The 22,603-nt window shown below is 52.1% G+C and carries 19 protein-coding genes; 15 read left to right on the top strand and 4 right to left on the bottom strand.

The features are described from left to right. Positions 1 to 489 carry a thioesterase family protein gene (locus tag KKH3_RS18575; protein WP_039363123.1) on the bottom strand — a complete coding sequence of 163 codons (489 nt, stop codon included), beginning with the start codon at positions 487 to 489 and terminating at the stop codon, positions 1 to 3. Between the two features lie 253 nt (positions 490 to 742). On the opposite strand from KKH3_RS18575, the gene pldA reads away from it, so the two are divergent. From pldA to rhtC, 3 genes are all read left to right on the top strand, one after another. Further along, positions 743 to 1,609: a phospholipase A gene (pldA, locus tag KKH3_RS18570; protein WP_039363120.1), complete on the top strand. Its 867-nt coding sequence runs from the start codon at positions 743 to 745 to the stop codon at positions 1,607 to 1,609. A 120-nt stretch (positions 1,610 to 1,729) separates the two neighbouring features. After that, positions 1,730 to 3,559 (top strand): ATP-dependent DNA helicase RecQ, encoded by a 1,830-nt coding sequence (gene recQ, locus KKH3_RS18565; RefSeq protein WP_039363117.1) that lies wholly within the window; start codon positions 1,730 to 1,732, stop codon positions 3,557 to 3,559. Between the two features lie 43 nt (positions 3,560 to 3,602). Next, positions 3,603 to 4,226: a threonine export protein RhtC gene (gene rhtC, locus KKH3_RS18560; protein ID WP_039363114.1), complete on the top strand. Its 624-nt coding sequence runs from the start codon at positions 3,603 to 3,605 to the stop codon at positions 4,224 to 4,226. 54 nt (positions 4,227 to 4,280) lie between these two features. Here rhtC and rhtB read toward each other — a convergent pair whose 3' ends face one another. Continuing rightward, complete coding sequence (rhtB, locus tag KKH3_RS18555) at positions 4,281 to 4,901, bottom strand: homoserine/homoserine lactone efflux protein (protein ID WP_039363111.1); 621 nt, start codon at positions 4,899 to 4,901, stop codon at positions 4,281 to 4,283. A 131-nt stretch (positions 4,902 to 5,032) separates the two neighbouring features. Between rhtB and pldB the strand changes: the two genes are divergently transcribed. Continuing rightward, entirely contained in the window at positions 5,033 to 6,070 is a 1,038-nt protein-coding gene (gene pldB / locus KKH3_RS18550) for a lysophospholipase L2 (RefSeq protein ID WP_039363108.1), read from the top strand. Between the two features lie 101 nt (positions 6,071 to 6,171). After that, positions 6,172 to 6,972 carry a sugar/pyridoxal phosphate phosphatase YigL gene (yigL, locus tag KKH3_RS18545; RefSeq protein ID WP_039363104.1) on the top strand — a complete coding sequence of 267 codons (801 nt, stop codon included), beginning with the start codon at positions 6,172 to 6,174 and terminating at the stop codon, positions 6,970 to 6,972. Positions 6,973 to 7,016: 44 nt separating this feature from the next. Here yigL and glpQ read toward each other — a convergent pair whose 3' ends face one another. After that, entirely contained in the window at positions 7,017 to 8,102 is a 1,086-nt protein-coding gene (glpQ, locus tag KKH3_RS18540; RefSeq protein WP_039363102.1) for a glycerophosphodiester phosphodiesterase, read from the bottom strand. A 75-nt stretch (positions 8,103 to 8,177) separates the two neighbouring features. Further along, the gene (gene glpT, locus KKH3_RS18535) at positions 8,178 to 9,527 is read right to left on the bottom strand and encodes a glycerol-3-phosphate transporter (RefSeq protein WP_039363099.1); all 1,350 of its coding nucleotides are present in this window, start codon (positions 9,525 to 9,527) and stop codon (positions 8,178 to 8,180) included. Positions 9,528 to 9,838: 311 nt separating this feature from the next. On the opposite strand from glpT, the gene glpA reads away from it, so the two are divergent. The 10 genes from glpA (at position 9,839) to KKH3_RS18485 (ending at position 22,536) form a co-directional block, all read left to right on the top strand. After that, the gene (gene glpA / locus KKH3_RS18530) at positions 9,839 to 11,509 is read left to right on the top strand and encodes an anaerobic glycerol-3-phosphate dehydrogenase subunit A (protein ID WP_039363096.1); all 1,671 of its coding nucleotides are present in this window, start codon (positions 9,839 to 9,841) and stop codon (positions 11,507 to 11,509) included. Beyond that, on the top strand, positions 11,499 to 12,761 hold the full coding sequence (glpB, locus tag KKH3_RS18525; RefSeq protein WP_039363093.1) for a glycerol-3-phosphate dehydrogenase subunit GlpB: 1,263 nt from the start codon (positions 11,499 to 11,501) through the stop codon (positions 12,759 to 12,761). The genes glpA and glpB overlap by 11 nt, the downstream gene beginning before the upstream one ends. Beyond that, complete coding sequence (gene glpC, locus KKH3_RS18520) at positions 12,758 to 13,969, top strand: anaerobic glycerol-3-phosphate dehydrogenase subunit GlpC (RefSeq protein ID WP_039363091.1); 1,212 nt, start codon at positions 12,758 to 12,760, stop codon at positions 13,967 to 13,969. The genes glpB and glpC overlap by 4 nt, the downstream gene beginning before the upstream one ends. Positions 13,970 to 14,505: 536 nt before the next feature. Beyond that, on the top strand, positions 14,506 to 17,121 hold the full coding sequence (locus KKH3_RS18515; protein ID WP_039363087.1) for a sigma 54-interacting transcriptional regulator: 2,616 nt from the start codon (positions 14,506 to 14,508) through the stop codon (positions 17,119 to 17,121). A 467-nt stretch (positions 17,122 to 17,588) separates the two neighbouring features. After that, positions 17,589 to 18,467: a hydroxyacid dehydrogenase gene (locus KKH3_RS18510; protein WP_234991554.1), complete on the top strand. Its 879-nt coding sequence runs from the start codon at positions 17,589 to 17,591 to the stop codon at positions 18,465 to 18,467. A 231-nt stretch (positions 18,468 to 18,698) separates the two neighbouring features. Next, positions 18,699 to 19,178, top strand: coding sequence for a PTS sugar transporter subunit IIA (locus KKH3_RS18505; protein ID WP_039363083.1), 480 nt, complete (start codon positions 18,699 to 18,701; stop codon positions 19,176 to 19,178). After that, positions 19,178 to 20,353, top strand: coding sequence for a glycoside hydrolase family 88 protein (locus KKH3_RS18500; RefSeq protein ID WP_039363081.1), 1,176 nt, complete (start codon positions 19,178 to 19,180; stop codon positions 20,351 to 20,353). Before KKH3_RS18505 ends, KKH3_RS18500 begins: the two co-directional genes overlap by 1 nt. 23 nt (positions 20,354 to 20,376) lie before the next feature. Continuing rightward, positions 20,377 to 20,871, top strand: a complete 495-nt coding sequence (locus KKH3_RS18495; protein WP_039363076.1) for a PTS sugar transporter subunit IIB — start codon at positions 20,377 to 20,379, stop codon at positions 20,869 to 20,871. Positions 20,872 to 20,882: 11 nt separating this feature from the next. Beyond that, a complete protein-coding gene (locus KKH3_RS18490; protein WP_039363073.1) occupies positions 20,883 to 21,686 on the top strand; it encodes a PTS mannose/fructose/sorbose/N-acetylgalactosamine transporter subunit IIC in 804 nt (267 codons plus the stop codon). Further along, on the top strand, positions 21,679 to 22,536 hold the full coding sequence (locus tag KKH3_RS18485) for a PTS system mannose/fructose/sorbose family transporter subunit IID (RefSeq protein ID WP_039363070.1): 858 nt from the start codon (positions 21,679 to 21,681) through the stop codon (positions 22,534 to 22,536). Before KKH3_RS18490 ends, KKH3_RS18485 begins: the two co-directional genes overlap by 8 nt. Positions 22,537 to 22,603: the final 67 nt, after the last annotated feature.

Genomic DNA, 22,603 nt, shown 5'->3' with positions numbered 1-22,603 from the left:
TTACCCAACAATATAGGTTGCGGTGGCACTAGCGAGATGTGAACCCTGTTCGTTATGCAGCTCGGCGCGTGCAACGGCGATTTTATTACCACCGCGCAGCAGCGTGCTGGTAATAGTGAAGCGTTCCCCATAGCCCGGACGTAGATAATCTACCCGCATGTCAATGGTTCCCATGCGTGCGAGTCGATGATGAAATTCCTGCTCGCTGATCGTCTCATGGCGCAGCAACGTGTTGCCGACGCAGACTAATCCGGCGGCAACGTCCAACCCGGCTGCAATCACGCCGCCATGCAGGATCTTTTGTGCTGCGTTGCCGATGAGCTTATCCTGCCGAGCGAACGTCAAGACGGCTTTGTCGGCTTCAAACTGCTGTAATTCAAGACCTAATTCGATATTAAACGGCATTTTGTAAATGAAAATCTCGCCAACAAGCTGGCGCACGGTATCTCTGGTTAGTGTGGTTCCCTGAAACGATGGGATGTCAGCCATAATTGTTTCCCGCTCAAATAACCAATGCTCGTTAATTGTAGGTAATTTGATGTATTTAAGTTATGCAGGTGTTTATTTTATGCGCTGATTTTGTTTCTTTCCAGAAAACGTCTGGAAACGTGTGCTGGGTGATTCAAATGTCCCCGAACTGTGTAGAATGGCGAACCTGAATACGGGAAATACTCATCACTAATTGGCTAAAACGAGCGTCGGTTAAAACGAACGCCGTATAAAAAGATGTCGGAGAAAATGAATGCGTAAAATAGTACTCGTACTGGCGTCATTACTGACGGCACAGGCTCATGCTGAAGACACAACCAATGCGCCTGCGCCGAATCAACCGGCGGTACGTGGCAGTATTATCGCCAGCCTGTTACAAGAGCACGACACCCCGTTTATTCTCTATCCTTATGAAAGCAACTACATACTGTATACCTATACCAGCAACATCAATAAAACGGCGATACAAAGCTATAACTGGAGTGATGAAGCACGTAAAGACGAAGTGCATTACCAGTTGAGTCTGGGGTTCCCGATCTGGCGTGGCATTCTGGGGGGGAATTCGTTGTTGGGGGCGTCTTACACGCAGCGCTCGTGGTGGCAGTTGTCGAATAAAAGCGAGTCTTCTCCGTTCCGTGAAACTGACTATGAACCGCAGGTCTTTCTGGGCTGGGCGACCAACTACACCTTCGCGGGCTGGACGCTGCGGGATGTGGAAATGGGCTTTAATCACCAGTCTAACGGCCGTTCCGAACCGACGTCGCGCAGTTGGAATCGCGCTTATATGCGCCTGATGGCGCAGAACGGCAACTGGCAGGTCGATGTGAAGCCGTGGGTGCGTTTCTCCGACAGCCAGGATGACAATCCAGATATCATCAAATACATGGGTCATTATCGTTTACGTGTGGGTTATGTATGGGGTGAAAGCGTGTTTAGCGCCGAAGGTCGCTATAACTGGAACAGCGGCTACGGCGGGGGGGAACTGGGCTGGAGCTACCCGCTGACGCGTCATGTCCGTTTCTACACCAAGGTGTTTAGTGGCTACGGTGAATCCCTGATTGATTACAACCACCGTCAGACCCGTTTTGGCGTTGGGGTGACGCTGAACGACATGTTTTAACGAGCGTGTGCGTTAGCGATGACCTTTTTAACGATGGTCGTTTTACCAAACTAACCATTGCAGTTTTACCCAACGGCGCTGAAAATAGCGCCTGTTTGATTTCATTGAATTGGGGAAGGCGTGTCTACGGCGGAAGTATTGAATAAGGAAGCGCTGGCGGTTCAGGTTCTACGGGACACGTTCGGCTACCAGCAATTCCGACCGGGTCAGCAGGAAATTATCAGCGCGACGCTCAGTGGGCAAGACTGTCTGGTTATCATGCCGACAGGCGGCGGCAAATCGCTGTGCTATCAAATCCCTGCGCTGGTGATGGACGGGCTGACGCTGGTGGTGTCCCCGTTGATTTCACTGATGAAAGATCAGGTTGATCAGCTTCAGGCCTACGGCGTCTCCGCCGCTTGTCTTAATTCGACGCAGACGCGTGAGCAACAGCTTGAGGTGATGGCAGGTTGTCGTACTGGTCATATCAAGCTGCTTTATATTGCGCCGGAACGTCTGACGACGGACAGCTTCCTCGATCATCTTGCCCATTGGCAGATTGCCCTGATCGCGGTGGATGAAGCGCACTGTATTTCCCAATGGGGGCACGATTTCCGCCCTGAATACCGGGCGCTGGGGCAGATTAAACAGCGTTTCCCCCATCTTCCTTTTATTGCGCTGACCGCTACCGCCGACGAGACCACGCGGAACGATATCGTTCGCCTGCTGGATCTCCAGTCACCGCTGATTCAGATCAGCAGCTTTGACCGTCCGAATATTCGCTACACGCTGGTGGAGAAGTTCAAGCCGCTCGATCAGCTCTGGATGTTTGTGCAGGGGCAGCGTGGAAAAAGCGGCATCATCTACTGCAATAGCCGCTCCCGCGTGGAAGATATTTGCGCACGCTTGCAGGCGCGTGGGCTGAGCGCAGGCGCTTATCACGCTGGTCTCGACAACGAACGGCGTGCACAGGTACAGGAAGCGTTCCTGCGCGACGATCTTCAAGTGGTGGTAGCGACCGTCGCTTTTGGTATGGGCATCAACAAGCCTAACGTGCGGTTTGTGGTGCATTTTGATATCCCGCGCAACATCGAGTCCTACTATCAGGAAACGGGGCGTGCCGGGCGTGACGGCCTCGCTGCTGAAGCCGCGCTGTTCTACGATCCGGCAGATATGGCGTGGCTACGCCGCTGTCTGGAAGAGAAACCGGCTGGGCCGCAGTTGGATATTGAGCGCCATAAGCTCAATGCGATGGGGGCGTTTGCCGAAGCGCAGACTTGCCGTCGTCTGGTGCTGCTGAATTATTTCGGTGAAGGTCGGCAACAGTCGTGCGGCAACTGCGATATTTGTCTCGATCCGCCGAAGCGCTACGATGGGCTAGTCGAAGCACAAAAGGCGCTCTCCTGCGTCTATCGGGTTGGGCAGCGCTTTGGGCTGGGATATATCGTCGAGGTGCTGCGCGGTGCAAATAACCAGCGTATCCGTGACTTCGGCCATGACAAACTGCCGGTTTACGGTATTGGTAAAGAGAAATCGCAGGAGCATTGGGTCAGCGTGCTGCGCCAACTGATTCATCTGGGTTTGCTGAACCAGAACATCACAATGCATTCTGCTGTACAGCTTACCGAATCTGCGCGTCCGATACTGCGGGGTGAAATGCCGCTACAGCTGGCTGTGCCGCGTGTGATTAACCTGAAACCCCGCGCCAATCAAAAATCGTACGGTGGAAATTACGACCGCAAGCTGTTTGCCAAATTGCGCAAACTACGTAAATCCATCGCAGATGAAGACAATATTCCACCTTACGTGGTGTTCAGCGATGCCACGCTGCTGGAGATGGCCGAACTGATGCCGATCACCGCGGGTGAGCTGTTAAATATCAACGGGGTTGGACACCGCAAACTCGAACGTTTCGGTGCGCCTTTCATGAACATGATTCGCGATCATGTCGATAGTAATGATGACGAGTGATGCTCGTCTTGTCTGACTGCATTTAAAAAACAGGAAAACTACCATGCTGATGCTATTTATGACGGTGGCGCTGGTGCATTTCATTGCGCTGATGAGCCCGGGGCCGGATTTCTTTTTCGTTTCACAAACGGCAGCCAGCCGTTCCCGCCGTGAAGCGATGATGGGCGTGCTAGGTATTTCTCTGGGCGTTATGGTTTGGGCGGCTATCGCGTTGCTGGGGCTGCACCTGCTGTTGCAAAAAATGGCCTGGCTGCATACGGCAGTGACCGTCGGCGGCGGTCTGTACCTGTGCTGGATGGGCTGGCAGATGCTGTGTTCCGCGCGAAATAAAGCACAGTTGGAAACCACGCAGGAAACGGCGGTGGTACTGCCTCAGCGCGGTAAAACTTTCATGCGTGGGTTATTGACGAATCTGGCTAATCCGAAGGCGGTGATCTATTTCGGCAGCGTGTTCTCGCTGTTTGTCGGCGACAGTGTCGGCAGTGGTGCGCGTTGGGGGTTGTTCGCGTTGATCTCGATTGAAACGCTGATTTGGTTCAGTCTGGTCGCGATGGTTTTCGCCCTACCGGCCATGCGTCGTGGCTATCAGCGTCTGGCGAAATGGGTGGATGGCGTGGCGGGTGTGTTGTTTACCGGTTTTGGCCTGCACCTGATTTTCTCTCGCTAACCTTTCCCTCTGAACGATAGGCGTGCGCCGTTACGATACGGCGCACTGCCTTAATCAGGCCTTTCTCGCGGTAGCAAGTAACGCGCCGACCAGCACGAAAAGCGATCCAAATATCCGGTTGAGCGTCTTCATCTGTCGTGGGCCTTTCAGCCACCCGGCGATACGCGTGGCGAGCGTGGCGTAACCAATCATCACGATGATATCGACCACAACAGTGGTGACGCCCAATACCAGATACTGCGTGGCCTGCGGCTGGTGGGGAATAATAAACTGCGGGAACAGCGCCGCCAGAAACACGATGCTTTTCGGGTTGGTCAGATTCACCAGCACCGCACGTTTAAAGAGTTTGCGGCGCGGCATGGCGCTGGCGAGCGCCTGAAGATCCAGTGCGCCCGCAGCACGCCATTGCTGAATCCCCAGCCAAATCAGGTAAGCTGCGCCCAGCCACTTCAGTACATCGAAAGCCAGTACAGATTGGTTAAGCAACGCGCCTAACCCAATGCCGACCAGCACGATATGAATCGCCAACCCAACCTGTAAACCACAGATCGAGGCTGCCGCACCGCGATAGCCGTGGCTAATTCCGGTGCTCATGGTGTTGATGGCACCAGAGCCGGGTGACAGGCTGAGAATAAGCGTTGTGAGTAAGTAGGTTAACCACCAATCCAATGTCATGAAATGCTGCTCCTGAACCACGTTCTGTATTACGAGAGTCTGTCTGTTTTTTATGTCACAATACGCTTGTGCTCCACTGCTTGTCATGTTCTTCCGCTAGCTTTGTTTTCCCGCGTCACCGGAGAAGTGTGATGATTCAACGCCACAATTCGTTGTTTACGTCGGAACGGTTAACGCCTGAAGGGTTAACCTCGAACCTGTTAACGCGAGAAGCGCAGTTTGCCGCTTTTGCTACCGGAGAATTACTGAATTTCTGGCGTCAGCGCGAAGAGGGTGAATTCTCTGGCGTGGACGATGTGCCGATCCGGTTCGTTCGCTTTACCGCGCCCCAGCACGACAAGATTGTCGTTGTCTTTTCGGGTCGTATCGAAAGTTACGTCAAATATAGCGAAGTGGCGTATGACCTCTTTCATCGCGGCTATGATGTACTCATCATGGATCACCGTGGGCAAGGACGGTCTGGACGGGTGCTGCAAGATGCTCACCGTGGACACGTCGTGCGCTTCAGTGACTATGTTGATGATGCCGACACGCTGTGTCAGCAGCATATTGGCCCGAAAAACTATACCCGTCGGTTTGCCTTAGCGCATTCAATGGGGGGCGCGATTCTGGCGCAGCTGTTGATTCGCCAGCCTGAAACGTTTGATGCCGTGGCGCTGTGCGCGCCGATGTTTGGTATTCGTTTGCCGCTTCCTCATTGTGTCGCGGGTTGGATCGTCGATTGGGCGGAGCGTCGCCCGGCGATGCGCGATTATTACGCCATCGGCACCGGACAGTGGCGTCCTTTGCCTTATCGAATGAATGTGCTGACGCACAGCCGTGAACGCTACCAGCGCAGTATTCGCTTTTATGCGGATTCACCGGATTTACGCATCGGTGGCCCCACCTACCACTGGGTGCGTGAGGCAATACTGGTGGGGAAACAGCTACTGGCTCAGGCCAATGCCGTTACCACGCCGCTTCTGCTGTTACAGGCAGGAGAGGAACGCGTGGTGGATAACCGCAGCCAGAATGCGTTTTGTCAGGCACTGGCACAAAGCGGTAACGCCAATTCAAGCGATGTTTTGCAGGTTATCCACGGTGCGCGGCATGAAATTCTCTTTGAAACGGATAACCTCCGCGCTCAGGCGTTTGCGCTGATTCTGGCGCACTTTGCGCGTTATCATTAATTTTAGGCTGTTGGCACATCGCTCAACGGATACTGCCAGCAACTTCGTTACTTTTTGCGGCGCGTGCCGCCACAACACACCAGAAGTGAGATTTCATCGTTATGTACCATGTCGTAGCTTCCGATTTAGATGGCACTCTGCTGTCACCCGACCACTCGCTGTCCCCGTATGCGAAAGAAACCCTCAGGCTGCTGACGGAAAAAGGGATTCACTTTGTGTTCGCTACCGGACGGCATCACATGGATGTTGCGCAGATCCGCGATAATCTCGGCATCAGCGCGTTTATGATTACCTCGAATGGTGCGCGCGTGCACAACTCGCAGGGTGAGCTGATTTTCAGTCACAATCTGGATCAGGATATCGCCCGCGACCTTTACAGCGTCGTACACAATAACCCCGACATGCTGACGCACGTTTATCGCGATGATGATTGGTTTATGAACCGTCCGCGTGCGGAAGAAGAGCGTTTCTTCAAAGAGTCGATCTTTAAATACAAGCTGTTCGAGCCTGCACTGCTCGAAACCGATGGCGTCAGCAAGGTGTTCTTTACTTGCGATTCCCATGAACAGCTGCTGCCGCTGGAAGAAGCGATCAACGCGCGCTGGGGTGACCGCGTCAACGTGAGCTTTTCGACGCTCACCTGTCTGGAAGTGATGGCGGGCGGCGTGTCTAAAGGTCATGCGTTGGAGCAAGTGGCAAAGATTTTCGGCTTTTCGCTTAAAGAGTGCGTGGCGTTTGGTGATGGTATGAACGACTACGAAATGCTGTCGATGGCTGGAAAAGGCTGCGTCATGCAGAACGCGCATCAGCGCCTGAAAGATTTACTGCCGGATCGCGAAGTGATTGGCTCTAACGCGGATAGCGCCGTGCCGAATTACCTGCGTGAGCTGTTTCTGAAGTAACGGCATATCATCGGGCACACCGTGCCCGATGGCAAAGTCGACCATTAATGCGGCTTTTTCAGAAAATCGACCGCTTTGTCGGGAAAATCGGTAAACAGCCCGTCAACACCCGCCTGATAGTAGAGAATATCGTAGAGTCGATCGATATCCTTGGCGTACGCCGGTAACCTGTCAGCCCTTACCGTAAATGGATGCACCTGAAGTTTATGCTGATGGGCTTCCTGCACCATATCGGTAAACGTGACGTGTTCAGGCGTCGCATCTTTCTGAATGAGCATATGGTAGTCCGGGCCGATCCCGTCGGCATAGGTCGCGATCTGCTGCATGGCACCGGGCTTTTGCATCCAGTCATAGTTGTAATTCACCCACGTCCCATCGGCCTGTTTCTCGTAGGTTTCATGCCAGTCGGTATAAGCAATCAGCTGAATGAGGTTTAGATCCATCTTCATCTGTGGCTGCAATCCGGTTTTGATGCGCTTTAGCTCTGCGACATCAAACGATTGCAGGAAAACTTTATCGCTTTTCTGCGTATAGCCATATTGTTTCAGCACCGTCAGTGTTTCGCGAGCAATGTCTTTCCCTTCCTGATGGTGAAACCACGGCGCTTTGATTTCAGGATAGAGGCCAATGTTCTTGCCGGTTGAGTGATTCAGACCCTGAATAAATTCAATCTCTTCCTGAAAGGTATGAATGCGGAAGTCGGATTTCCACATCGGGAAACGGTTCGGGTAGCTCTGTACCTGCTTGCCGTCTTTGATGTCGAATCCTTCGGTGAATTTCAGCGATTTGATCTCTTGTAGCGTGAAGTCGATAGCGTAAAAGCGTCCATCTTTACGGGCGCGCTGAGGAAAGCGTTCTGCCACGTCGGTGACGCGATCCAGATAGTGGTCGTGCAGGACAATAAGCGCGTTGTCTTTGGTGAGCACCAGATCCTGTTCCAGATAATCGGCACCCTGAGCGTAGGCCATCGCCTTTGCCGGAAGCGTATGTTCGGGCAGATAGCCGCTGGCACCACGGTGAGCAATGACGATTTTATCGGTTGGGGAAGCAGAAGCACCAGAGTGGCTAGACGCACTAAAGGAAACGGACAGTGCAAGGGCGGAGAGTAGGGATGTTACGGTAACGTTCATGCGATCAAACCTCTTTCTGTTGAGAGAAAGGCGGCGTCATCATGACGCCGCCAGAGGGATGCTTACAAGAGCGGGTTAGGCGCGATTGGCTAACTCTGCTTTATGTTTTTTCTCATTCAGCATAACAACGACCAGCAGAAGTACAGCCAGAATGCTGCCGCCGATCATGACCATGAAGCCGCCGTCCCAACCGAAGAAGTCAACGGTGTAGCCGACGATGGCGCTGGCGGCAACGGAGCCACCGAGGTAGCCGAACAGGCCGGTGAAGCCCGCTGCTGTACCTGCCGCTTTCTTCGGTGCCAGTTCCAGCGCGTGCAGGCCGATAAGCATAACCGGTCCGTAAATCAGGAAGCCGATGATGATCATACAGGCCATATCCACACCAGGATTACCGGCTGGGTTCATCCAGTAAACGACGGTTGCTATTGTCACCAGCGTCATAAAGAACACGCCCGTTGCACCGCGGTTACCTTTGAATACCTTATCAGACATCCAGCCGCACAGCAGCGTGCCCGGAATACCCGCGTATTCGTAGAGGAAATAAGCCCAGGAAGATTTATCCAGTGCGAAGTGCTTAACTTCTTTCAGGTAGGTTGGTGACCAATCCAAGATACCGTAACGCAGCAGGTAAACGAAGACGTTGGCGATAGCGATGTACCACAGCAGTTTGTTCGGGAAAACGTACTGCATGAAGATCTGCTTAGCTGTCAGTTCTTCTTCGTCTTTTTCATTGTAATCAACAGGATAGTCGTTTTTGTATTCTTCGACTGGCGGTAGACCACAGGATTGCGGGGTATCACGCATTAGGGCAAATGCAATCAGCGCAACCAGAATGGCGGCGAAGGCAGGCATGTAGAGTGCGGCTTTCCAGTCGTTAAACCAGGCCATACCCAGCAGGAACAGCAGAGGAGGAAGCCCGCCGCCGACGTTATGCGCACAGTTCCATACCGACACAATACCGCCGCGTTCTTTTTGTGACCACCAGTGAACCATGGTGCGTCCACACGGTGGCCATCCCATTCCCTGGAACCAGCCGCACAGGAACAGCAGGACGAACATGACGGCAATGCTAGACGTCGCCCACGGTACGAAGCCCATGAACAGCATGACGGCAGCCGCCAGAATTAGGCCAGCAGGCAGGAAAACCCGTGGGTTGGATCGGTCAGATACCGAACCCATGATGAATTTGGAGAAGCCGTAGGCGATAGAGATGCCGGACAGCGCAAAGCCAAGGTCACCGCGTGAGAAGCCTTGTTCAATCAGGTAAGGCATTGCCAGTGTGAAGTTTTTGCGTACCAGATAATAGGCGGCGTAGCCAAAAAATATCCCCATGAAAATTTGCCAACGCAAGCGGCGATAGAGCGGATCAACGTGTTCTTGCGACACGCGCGGCTGGTGGGCAGCGGGCCTAAAAATACTCAGCATAGATATCTCCAATGCGAAAAAAAACGATAGCTTTTTTGTTCTATTACGAACGTTATTGTAAGGGGATAGCGTGCGAATGAGTGTGATTCATGACGCTAATGTTACACTTTTATGAAACTGTGACGATTTTTGCGCTCATGTTAACAGAATCGGAAAATTCCACAGTGAGGTTTTAGTGACCTAAATCACACTTATTGTTTTTAGACCCTGCTTTGGTTTCGTTTAGTGCTCGTTTTTGCTCTTTATCAAACATTAACCCTTCTTTCTGTGTCCCAATAGCAACATACATATCCTCCGCCTGGAGCGAGAACATGAAGCAAAATACCGGGAACTGGCGTGAAACTGACGTCGTTGTCATCGGCGGTGGTGCGACGGGGGCGGGTACGGTACGAGACTGTGCTCTGCGCGGACTGCGCTGCCTGCTACTTGAACGTTATGATATTGCGACCGGGGCGACCGGGCGTAATCATGGCTTATTACACAGCGGCGCACGCTATGCGGTAACCGACGGTGAGTCTGCCCGCGAATGTATTGAAGAGAACCAGATTCTCCGCCGGATCGCCCGCCACTGTATTGAACCCACCGACGGCCTGTTTATTACCTTGCCAGAAGACGATCTCGGCTGGCAGGCGCAGTTTATCACTGCCTGTCAGCAGGCGGGGATTGGCGCTCAGGCGTTGGATCCGCAGGAAGCGCTACGGCTGGAACCCGCGGCAAACCCGACGCTGATTGGCGCGGTGCGTGTGCCGGATGGTTCCGTCGATCCCTTCCGTCTGACGGCGGCCAACATGATTGATGCCTGCGAGCACGGCGCGGAAGTGCTGACCTATCATGAGGTCATCGGGCTGATTCGTCAGGGCGACCGTATTACTGGCGTGCGCGTTTTCGACCATAAAAAAGGTGTAGAAACAGAAATATACGCACAGGTGGTGGTCAACGCGGGCGGTATTTGGGGGCAACACATTGCGGAATATGCCGATCTACGTGTGCGCATGTTCCCAGCAAAAGGCGCGCTGTTAATTCTTGGGCACCGCATCAACAACATGGTGATCAACCGCTGCCGTAAGCCGGCGGATGCCGACATTTTGGTGCCGGGCGATACCATTTCGCTGATTGGCACCACTTCAACCCACATCGACTACGATCAAATCGACAACATGCTGGTGACGCCTGCCGAGGTAGAAACGCTGATGCGGGAAGGCTCGATGTTGGCACCGAAGTTGGCGAGTACGCGCATTCTACGCGCCTATGCGGGCGTCCGACCGCTGGTGGCCAGCGATAGCGATCCCACTGGACGTAGCGTAAGTCGCGGTATTGTGCTGCTCGATCATGCCAGCCGCGACGGGCTGGAAGGCTTTATTACCATTACTGGCGGCAAGCTGATGACCTACCGCCTGATGGCGGAATGGGTAACTGACGCCATCTGCAAAAAGCTGGGTCATGACGTAGCCTGCTCGACTGCACAGACGCCGCTGCCCGGTTCTGAATCGCTGGAGGAAGTGAAATCTGCCCCCCACGCCCTGTCTGCTTATCCTGTAGCAAAACCGTTATCTGCACCGCTGCGCGGTTCGGCGATTTATCGCCACGGTGAACGTGCCGGGCGAATGCTGTCCGGTGAGCGTCTGGATCGTAGCCTGGTGTGCGAATGTGAGGCGGTGACGGCGGGGGAAGTGCGCTACGCCGTGGAGTCGTTGCAGGTGAATAACCTGATTGATTTACGTCGGCGTACTCGCGTGGGGATGGGCACCTGTCAGGGAGAACTGTGCGCGTGTCGTGCGGCGGGTCTGCTGTGCCGTCTGGGTACTGCGACGCCGGAGCAGTCGCTCACGCAGCTCAGCCAGTTTTTGAACGAACGCTGGAAAGGGATTCGCCCGATTGCGTGGGGCAATGCGCTGCGTGAAAGCGAGTTTACCAGTTGGATTTATCAGGGATTGTGCGGCCTGACGGCCAGCGACAGCCAGGAGGATCGTCATGCGCTATGACGTTGTGATTATCGGCGGCGGACTGGCAGGGTTGACCTGCGGTATTCGCTTAGCGGAGCAGGGAAAACGCTGTGCGATTGTCAGCGCTGGGCAGAATGCGCTGCATTTTTCTTCCGGTGCGCTGGATTTGCTTTCCCATCTCCCTGACGGACAGCCCGTGGACTACCCGCTTGAGGCACTGGATGAGTTGGCGCGTCAGGCTCCTCATCACCCTTATTCCCGTATGGGCGCGACGGCGCTAGCGGCTTTGTTGCCACAGGCTGAGGCGCTGCTGGAACGCAGCAATATCACTCTGATGGGCAATCATCATCAGAACCACTGGCGCATGACGCCGCTAGGGAAGTTTCGTTCATGCTGGCTGAGCCCGGTCGATGGTGTGACGCGCGGTCTGCCGGATTCCCGCTTTGGCGACAATCCGCTGATTGCTGGCATCGAAGGCTTTCTGGATTTTCAGTCTCGTATTGTGGCCGGCACGCTTCAGGCGCAGGGTATTGCGGCACGCAATGATGAACTCAAGCTGCCCGTGCTGGATCGGCTACGCCAAAACCCCAGCGAATTCCGCGCGGTAAATATCGCCCGCGTACTGGATCGACCGGAAAATCGCTCGGCGCTGGTGGAAGAACTGTCGCTTCTGGCTAACGGTAACGATGCCATCATCATGCCTGCCTGTCTGGGATTGGATAGTCCCACCATCGTGAATGAACTCGCTGATGCGTTAGGTAAACCGGTGCTGCTGTTGCCAACATTACCGCCGTCAGTGCTCGGATTACGCCTGCATCAGGCGCTCTCGCAGCGCTTTCGCCAACTGGGTGGCATGGTGATGCCGGGCGATCGCGCGGTGCACGCCTCGCTGTCGCCGCAGGAGATTGCGATCCATAGCCACCATCACCGTGATATTCCGCTGCGGGCGAAGTACGCGGTGCTGGCGAGCGGCAGCTTCTTTAGTAACGGGCTGGTGACGCAGTTCGATCGGGTGACCGAGCCGGTTTTTGGGCTGGACGTTCGGTTTGCTGACCAGCGCGAGGGTTGGAGCCAGCAGGATGTGTTTGCGCCGCAGCCTTATATGCAATTTGGCGCGATTGTCGATGAACATCTGCATCCGCGTATCGGGGGCGAAACGATCGGTAATTTGTACGCTATTGGTGCGGTGCTGGAAGGCTTCGACCCCATTGTGCAGGGATGTGGCGCGGGGGTTTCCTTGCTCAGCGCACTTCATGTCGCCGAACAGATTTTGAAGGAGGGCAACCCATGAGCCTGCTTAGCGATAACAGTTTTGAAGATTGCATCAAGTGTACGGTCTGTACCACGTACTGCCCGGTATCGCGCGTGAATCCGCTTTATCCTGGCCCGAAACAGGCCGGACCGGACGGCGAACGCCTGCGGCGTAAAGATCCGGCGCTGTATGATGATGCGCTGAAATACTGCACCAACTGCAAACGCTGCGAAGTTGCCTGTCCGTCGGATGTCAAAATTGGCGACATTATTCAGCGTGCGAAAGCCACGCACAGCAGTCACAAGCCGACATTGCGTGATGCGATTCTGAGTCATACCGACTTCATGGGGTCAATTGCCACACCGTTTGCGCCACTGGTGAATACGGCGACTAGCCTGAAGCCGGTGCGCCAACTGCTGGATAAGGCGTTGAAAATCGACCACCGTCGCCAGTTGCCGAAATACTCATTCGGCACCTTCCGGCGCTGGTATCGCCAGCAGGCGGCAAAACAGCAGGCTTATGATGAGCAGGTCGCTTACTTCCACGGCTGCTATGTGAACTACAACCATCCGCAGCTAGGTAAAGATCTGGTTCAGGTCTTTAACGAGATGGGCATTGGCGTCCAGTTGCTGAATAAAGAGAAGTGCTGCGGCGTGCCGCTGATTGCCAATGGCTTTCACGACAAGGCCAGAAAGCAGGCGCACGCCAATATCAACTCGCTGGATGAGGCGATCAATCAGAAATCTCTGCCGGTGGTGGCGACGTCATCCAGCTGTACGTTCACGTTGCGAGATGAGTATCCACATCTGCTGGGTGTGGATAACGGTCATGTGCGCGAGGGTATCGAACTGGTGACGTGCCAGCTCTACCGCCTGCTGGAAGAAGAAGGGCGAACGCTGCCGCTGGGTAAATTGCCGCTGCGGGTGGCGTATCACACGCCTTGCCATCTGGAACGAATGGGTTGGACGGCGTATACCCTGGCGCTGCTGCAACGTATCCCCGGTCTTGAGTTGGTGATGTTGGATTCCCAGTGCTGCGGCATTGCAGGCACCTACGGCTTTAAGAAAGAGAATTACGCCACGTCGCAAGGCATTGGTGCTCCGTTGTTTCAGCAGATTGAAGAAAGTGGGGTCGATATCGTAGTGACGGACTGCGAAACCTGTAAATGGCAGATTGAGATGTCGACCAGCAAAAAGTGTGAACACCCGATCACCCTGCTGGCAAGGGCATTGGCGCGGCCAGAGTAACAAACAGAAGGGGGTAAAACGGGCTGTTCCGCAGTCCGTATTGAGAATAAGAATTTATCGCAAAAAGCGCTTTACAAGTGCGAATGATAATGATTATTATTGCTGTGCGTTCCGGGGAACGATGTCATGCGCCTGTGTTAGTTATTGATGGTGTCACGACGATCCAGCTTCCCTGCGAAGGCACGACATTGCTCACATTGCTTCCAGTATTATTTAGCCAGCTCGGGTGCTGGCTTTTTTTTTGCCTATCGAACGCTCCCAGAGCACTCCGTTTAAGATCTTCTGAAAGTCTCTTTCCTTTCCGCTGCCATAAGCCATTTACTGCTGTTTAACCGACGCGTTGCGCTGGATATCTCCTGCCTGAGATACGTTTCCACCCAGCAGCATTAAGGATGCGAAGGCGATCACAACAAAGTAAAAACGGTGTTTCATTTTCTCTTTAGAGAGCCGATAGTCGCTAGTGTTCAATGAATTCTTAGTGTCTAGTGTCTAAAAAAGGATGGACACTATCCTGCTCACCACGGTGGAATCCGCTCATGGCTTTGTCAGCGAAAGATAAACTGTTCCAAAGTATCATCACGCACTATGCCAGCAATGCGCATGGATTTACGGCGCTGGATTGTGCGGATTTTATTCAGGTGAGCCGTAGCGTTATCAGCCATTACCTTAATCGCCTGTGTGACGAGGGTAAGCTCCATAAGAAAAATACCCGTCCTGTCCGTTTTTATGTTGAAACCCGACATCCGAAAACCGAACCAGAGATCAGCGTACCACCAAAGCATGACGATGTTTTTAGCGAACTGATTGGCGCAGGAGGGAGTCTGGAGAAAACCATCTCTTCTTGCCGTGCCGCAGTGAATTACCCTGGCCGTGGGTTGCCGATATTGATCTCTGGCGAGAGTGGCGTCGGGAAAAGCCATTTGGCGGCAATCATCCACCGCTATGCGCAGGATCGTGGCATTGTTGCCTTGGATAAACCACTGGTCGAGCTCAACTGTGCCGACTATGCCAATAATCCTGAACTGCTTTCCGCTACGCTGTTTGGCTATATCAAGGGGGCATTTACTGGTGCCGATCGCGATAAAAAAGGCGCTTTTGATGACGCTGACGGCAGTTTCCTGTTCCTTGATGAAGTGCATCGCTTATCTGCGGAGAATCAGGAAAAACTCTTTTTATTTATGGATAAAGGCTATTTTTATCGCTTAGGGGATAACCGAACCCGCCAATCGGCGGCGATCCGTTTTATTTTTGCCACGACGGAAAATGTCGATACCGTGTTGCTGAATACGTTTCGCCGAAGGATTCCCGTTCGTATCGCATTACCGAACTTTATTTCCCGTCCGCTAACAGAGCGCGTTGCTCAAGTAGAGTATTTTTTACGACGTGAAGCACGCGATCTGAACTGTGATATTCATATGGATAGCCTGTTGATGCACCTGCTGGTGGCGTCTCCTGTTCGGGGCAATATTGGCGAATTGAAAAATCAGATCAGGGTGATGTGCGCCAGTGCATGGAATGAAAGTCAGCACTCGGAATATATTGCATTGCAGTCTCCTCAGCCCGGTCAAATGAGTGGGGAAACGTTGGTATTCTCCGCGCGAAAATTTTCGACCTCCCTCGATGTATCCTCTCTGTTGCCAAAAGCGATGCGAGATGACGTGATATTCAAGGAATTTTGCCACAGCGGGAATACCTTATTATTAAACCGGAAACTTGAACACCTGCTCACCACGCTTAATTGCACTGTTCAGCAAGATGAACTCTATTGTGGTTATATCTGGCAAAACACGATGCGGGCCATCAATGAGCTGGAGAATCAAACGGGTATCGAATGCAACGCGGATTATAGAAAAACGGTCTGGCTTTGCCTGCATTACGCTATGAGCAATACGTGGGAAGAGCAACATATCAATGAACTTTCCTCTATCACCGATTACGTTTCTTCTAAAGCCAGATTGCTGGCGCTTGAATGTGTATCCTTGCTGAAAAAACAGGTAACAAACACCGATTATCCTTTGCTTATGCCGCTGCTGAGCTGTGCCATGAACAAATTATCCGGTGAAGATGATCTGATTCAGGGCGTTATTGTTTCCCACGGCCGTTCGACGGCTTCCAGCATTGCTGGCGTTGCTAACCAATTAACTGGGGGATACTACTTTAAAGCGTTTGATATGCCTAATTCGACGTCGACACGTGAAATTATTGATATGTTGATCGCTCACCTGGATAGTATTAAGCAGCGCGCAGGGCTAATTATATTGGTCGATATGGGATCGTTGAAGGAAATCTATGAAGAAATAAAATTGCATCTTCATGGTGAGCTGCTCGTGATTAATAATGTCAGTACCGCGATGGCACTGGATATTGCCTCTAAAATTCAGCATCGTTTGCCAATGGAAGAGATCATCGACAGCGTAAAAGGTGCCTATGAGGTTGAGACTCGCTATTATGCAGGCATGCTGCCCGGCAATAAAATTATTATTTCATGTATATCTGGTGAAGGCATTTCAAGAAAGTTAAAAGATATTGTATTCCGCTATCTGGCCTCTGACGCAATAGATATTGTTACAATGGAATATGATGATTTGAAATATAAATTATCACAGGCCGATCCGGCACTAAATGGTACGCGCCTTGTCATCACCACGACCGATCTCGATGCGGGTTATATCCCCATTATTAGCGTGGAGCAATTGATAAAAGAGAAAGTTGACATCCTGCATCGGGATTATTTTACCAATCTGCTTGTTCCCGGTGGAATGGAACCGATGATTGATGAAGTGGTTAAATTATTTACGGTAGAAGGTGTTGCTGGTCGTCTTAATTTTCTTAACCCGGTTATTATTATCGATGAAGTTGAAGCCGTCATTAAGCAGTATGAGTTTTTCTATAAAATTCATTTCGAAAGCTATTTGCGTATTAATCTGTTTATGCACATTGCACTGATGATTGAGCGGGTTATGGTCAATACAGGAATGTGCCATCGTGATGATTCAGAACTGACGGCAGAGCAGTTGGCGTTTGTCGAGGTTCACGATACCTTTTTCCAGGTACTTAATCGTAAGTATCATATTGTCGTTCCACTGACAGAAGTACTGATGATTTATGAAATCATGGAACCCTGGATTTCCTCAGATCCCGCATTGTCATGATCGGGTGCAGGCTAATCGGCTCGCACTGCCTTTCGACACTCGGTGATATGCCGCACTAGACAGTCTTTCCCTGCGTCTAATAAACGAATAAAACCAAATAAAAACAGATGGATAATTCGACGGCATAGTTATTGCTTTCTTGTTTAATCAAGAAGCGCGTCAGCGATCGTTATCAAGAAGTCTTGATGCGGACGTTGTCGAAATAACAAAGAAGAAGCCAAACCGTCTAATGCCGCTCTTAAGCATTGAGATACACGGGGCGACCACAGGGGTGAGGCTTCCCTGCGGGGATCTCCCCTCTGTGTTTCCCCTAATAACAGGCTTAAGTGACCAGTATTAGCAAAACTGTCTTCTTTTCATCACTCCAGTGGGGATAGGTTATGTCGTATTACGCCGCAGGTTTCACCTGTCAGCCTGAAAAATTTGATCAGATATACACCTCGTCAGTTAGGGAAAAATTATCATCATTGTGCCATTTACATCCCATCGTGATTACCCCTTCGAATTTTGAGCAAGCATTGCCTGCGCTGAAAAACGTGGAGGTCATTTTTTCCACCTGGGGAATGTTAACGTTAAGTGAGGCGCAGCTAGACCAGTTGCCAAAGTTGAAGATTATCTTTTATGCAGCAGGAGCAACGGACTATTTCTCCGCCCCTTTTATTGCCAGGGGAATAAAAATAGTCAGTGCCTGGAGAGCCAATGCTGTTCCTGTTGCGGAATTCTGTCTGGCACAAATCCTTTTGGCATGTAAAGGCTATTTCCATAATCTGCGTAACTATAATCGGCCTGAAGATTTTCATTCTATTACGGCTGATTATCCTGCTCCGGGAATTTACGGTGAGCGCATTGCGTTGATTGGTGCTGGAGCTATATCCCAGGTGCTGGCTGAGTTACTGACGCCTTTTGCGCTGGAGGTAGTGACTATCCCTTCGCGGCAGGAAAGACGGACTATCTCTTTGGAAGCGGCATTTAGCACATCCTTTGTTGTCAGTAATCACCTCCCTAACCGCCCCGATAATATTGGCGTGCTGAATGGCGATCTGTTTCGGCTTATGCGCCCCGGCGCGGTATTCATTAACACAGGGCGGGGATTACAGGTTAATGAAAAAGATCTCATTGACGTATTCAGCGAACGTACAGATTTAACGGCGCTGTTGGATGTGACGAAACCCGAACCGCCATTGCCAGGCTCACCGCTCTATGACATGCCGAATGTGTTGCTGACCAGCCATATTGCCGGTGCACTCAATAATGAAACACGGCGATTGGCAGACTGCGTGGTTGAGGAATTTCAACGCTGGATTAATGGTGTGCCGCTTAATTATGAAATTACGGGAAAGGCGTGAAATACGAACGTTTCATTTTTATATTTTTCGCGCCTTAATTTTTGTGGATACAGCAGTGCTGGCGTAAATACGCTGGCACAGCGTTTCGACACATCGTGTTATATCGATCTGGACAGTATTCTTAGCGTCTAATAGCAACAATAAAAATCAATAAAAACAAATGAGTATAGAGATGGCATAGTAAGTGCATTAATGCTGCCAGTTGCCGTAAATAAATTTAAGGAACGCATTATGCGAGAAGTATATATCGCCAGTCATGGCCGATATGCCGAAGGGACGGTATCCGCCCTGAATTTACTGATTGGCGAGGATCATGCGATTCAACCTATTTGTGCCTATTGTGGCGATATTGGCTCAACGGCTGAATTGGCCGAGCGTTTCAGTGAGATTGCACAGGAATCGGCGCGACGTGGCAATGAACTGGTTATTTTCACCGATATGCAAGGTGGAAGCGTCAATAACACGGCGGTGCAATTGATGGTGAAATATCCGCATATGCACGTTATCAGCGGTGCAAATCTAATCATGCTGATGGCATTTTGCCTGTCTGAAAATAGCGATACCACGGTGCGAGTGCGCGAGGCCATCACGATGGCGACCGAAGGCATGCAATACATGAATTCCGTCCCCGCGCTTCAGGCCGCGCGTGAAGCGAGCTTTAATACCGAACGCGATGGTTCTGATGATTTCTTTACTACGGAGCCAGCGTAATGAGCGTGATTCTTGAACCCTTGAATGCCCGTTATGAGGCATATCAACCACCGCTTTCTCAGGTCTGGCTCAACGACGCCATTCAGGATGTGCTGAAAAAAGTGGATGAGATGTTGCCACGTTTTAGCCACACGTTTCCTGCCGCCAGCGCCAGCGAGGGTCGCTATCCGGTTGTCGAAAAGGTCGATTGGACGGAGGGATTCTGGACCGGCATGTTGTGGCTGGCCTGGGAAGTGACCGGGGACGATAAATACCGTCAGGTGGCGGAGGGGTTGCTGGATAGCTTTGAAACGCGTCTGGATAACCGAATCAAGGTCGATACCCACGATTTAGGATTTCTGTATCTGTTGTCCTGCGTGAATGCGTGGCGTCTCACCGGTAACGAACGTGCCCGTTCACTCGCGCTACGTGCTGCTGAACTGCTTTATCAGCGCTATAACGAAACCGCGGGGGTGATTCAGGCGTGGGGCGATCTCAGCGATCCTGCTCGTCAGGGGCGTATGATTATTGATTGCAACCTGAACGTTCCTCTCTTGTTCTGGGCCGCTAGTGAAACGGGAAAGGCATGTTATCGGCAGGCTGCGCAGCGCCATCTTGCTTTGGCCGCACGCCATCTGGTCAGGGACGATGCGTCAACCTTCCATACGTTTTATATGGATATCCATACCGGTCACCCATTACGTGGCGATACCCATCAGGGATTTAGTGATGATTCCTGTTGGGCTCGCGGTCAGGCCTGGGGCATTTATGGTTTTGCGCTGGGGTTCAACTATACCGGCGATGGCGAGCTTCCTGAGCTGTCCCGCAAGCTGGCTCACTATTTTCTCAACCGGCTGCCGGAAAATCACGTCTGCTATTGGGATCTCATCTTCACGCCGCAGGATAACGCGTTTCGTGACACCTCTGCGGCGGCTATTGCGGTGTGTGGGATGACGGAACTGCTCAAGCAGTTGCCGATTACCGATCCGCTGCGCCCTGCCTATCACCACGCTATCACGCTGATCGCGCAGAATTTGCGTCAGCACTATTTTGCGTATCACTCCGACGGGCTGCTACGCGAAGGTGTTTATAACTTTGGCCGCAACATGGGGATTAACGAGCCCAATCTTTGGGGCGATTACTTTTGGTTCGAAGCCCTGGTTCGCCTTACCCGAATCTGGACCCCCTACTGGTAAATTCTAATAACAGGAGTAACACCATGATTTCTCTTATTCGTATTGACGATCGTCTGATTCACGGACAGGTCGCCGTGGTCTGGACAAAACACCTCGGTGTGAATCGCATTCTGGTTGCGAACGATCAGATTGTGAATAACGACGTACAAAAGATGTCGCTACGCATGGCCGCCCCGGATACGGCCAAATGCGCCATTATGACGGTAGCTGATGCTGTTGATGTACTGAATGACGCCCGCTCCGACAGCATGAAAATTCTGATCATCATTAATAATGCGGCCGATGCCCGACGCCTGATTGAACAGGTTCCTGCGATAAAAACGCTAAATGTTGCGAACTACGGACGTATTACCGACAACCTGGCGGCAAAAACCAGAGTCAGCGACACCGTTTATGTGACGCCGGAGGATGTGGCTGATTTTCATGCGATTGCTGAACGTGGCGTTGCGGTGGAGTATCAGGTCTTACCCTCACATCCAATAAAAAACCTGATTGAAATGCTGGATAACGCCCATTAAGCGAGGTCACCATGTTAACAACAGCGCTTCTTATTGCTTTGGTGATGTATATCGCCAAATTTGCCGACCATACGCTGGGGCAACCATTGATTGAACGTCCGCTGGTGTGTGGCGCGATGGTCGGGTTCGTGCTGGGTGATTTCCAGCAAGGGATTATTATCGGTGCTGCGTTGGAGCTCATTTTCCTTGGCACCATTACCATCGGTGGCTCGGTGCCTGCCGATCTTGCGGTCGGTTCGGTTCTGGCTACCGCCTTTACTATTTTAACGAACGCAGAGCCTGCCGTTGCCGTGGCGCTGGCATTACCGATTAGTCTGCTGGCGGTTTTTGTCTATCAGGTTGAGAAACTGATTTATACCGGTCTGGTCGAGAAATATGACGCCCTGCTTGAAAAGGGCAGGGATCGTGCGGCGCTCGGTATGACGCTGGGGATGACCCTGTTCTACGGCGTACCGTTTGCGGTGATCGCGTTCTTTGGCGTGCTGTATGGCACGGATGTCATCCGGAGTTTGGTGGAAAGCATCCCCGGTACTGCCATGCGTGGTATGACTGCGGTGGGCGGCATGCTTCCCGCTCTGGGCTTCGCCATTCTGCTCCAGGCGTTGTGGAACCGTAATATCGCCGCGTTCTTCTTTATCGGTTTCGCCATGGCGGCCTACTTAAAGCTGCCGATCATGGGGATCGCGATTATTGCCGCCTCTATCGCTGTTTACCTGTGTTTTAACGAGTTCAACCAGCTCAAAGCCAACAAACAGAATACTGCTGCTGCTCCTGCGGCTTCTGTAGACGATAAGGATGGGTTCTTCAATGACTGATATCCAAACAAACTCTGCCAGCGATACAAAGCATGTCGGCGCATACAACGATGATAAGAGTGAGAAAAAACTGTTTCGCCAGCTGTTCTTCCGTCAGTTTCAGCTACTGGGGTCGATGAACTTCACGCGTATGGAAGGGCTGAGCTACGGCTGGGCGTTGGCACCGATGCTGAAAAAAATCTACCCGGATCCGCATCGTTATCTTGATGCGTTAAAGCGTAATAGCCAGTTCTTTAACACCAACCAGCACTTGGCTCCCTTCATTATGGGGTTGACGCTGTCGATGGAAAAAGAGAACGCCAGTAACCCTGACTTTGATAAATCCAGTATCAACGGCATCAAAGTCGCCCTGATGGGGCCGTTTGCGGGAGTGGGGGACTCTTTCTTCTACGGTGTGTTACGCATCATCGCGACCGGGATAGCTATCGGATTAGCCTCTCAGGGGAATCCGCTCGGCCCCTTGCTCTTCTTGCTGGTCTACAACATTCCAAGCTATCTGGTTCGCTACTATGGCGGAGTGATGGGATATCGACTGGGGTCAAAATATATAGCGGAGGCGACCCAGTCAGGCCTATTGGGCTGTATTACCAAAGCCTCGTCGATTATGGGCTTGATGATGGTCGGCGCGATGAGCGCCAGTATGGTGAAGTTTACCGCGACCTATAAAACCACCATCGCCGGACAGCCTTTTGTCTTGCAGGAGATCCTCGACAAGATATGCGTCGGCCTCATTCCGCTGCTGCTGGTATTGGGGTGTTTCAAGCTGCTCCAGAAGAAAGTCAGTCCTAATCGGGTGCTTATCCTGTTAATTGTTTTAGGCTTCGCTGCGGCGGGCGTTGGCATCATCTAAATCTCGCCTCCCTCATTCGAGGGGGCGTTTCTTATTGTTGTCAGGCGGAGCGCGGCGTTGATATGTC

Source organism: Pectobacterium actinidiae (genome assembly GCF_000803315.1).
Lineage (GTDB): Bacteria > Pseudomonadota > Gammaproteobacteria > Enterobacterales > Enterobacteriaceae > Pectobacterium > Pectobacterium actinidiae.
This window is presented reverse-complemented; position numbering and strand designations above follow the sequence as displayed.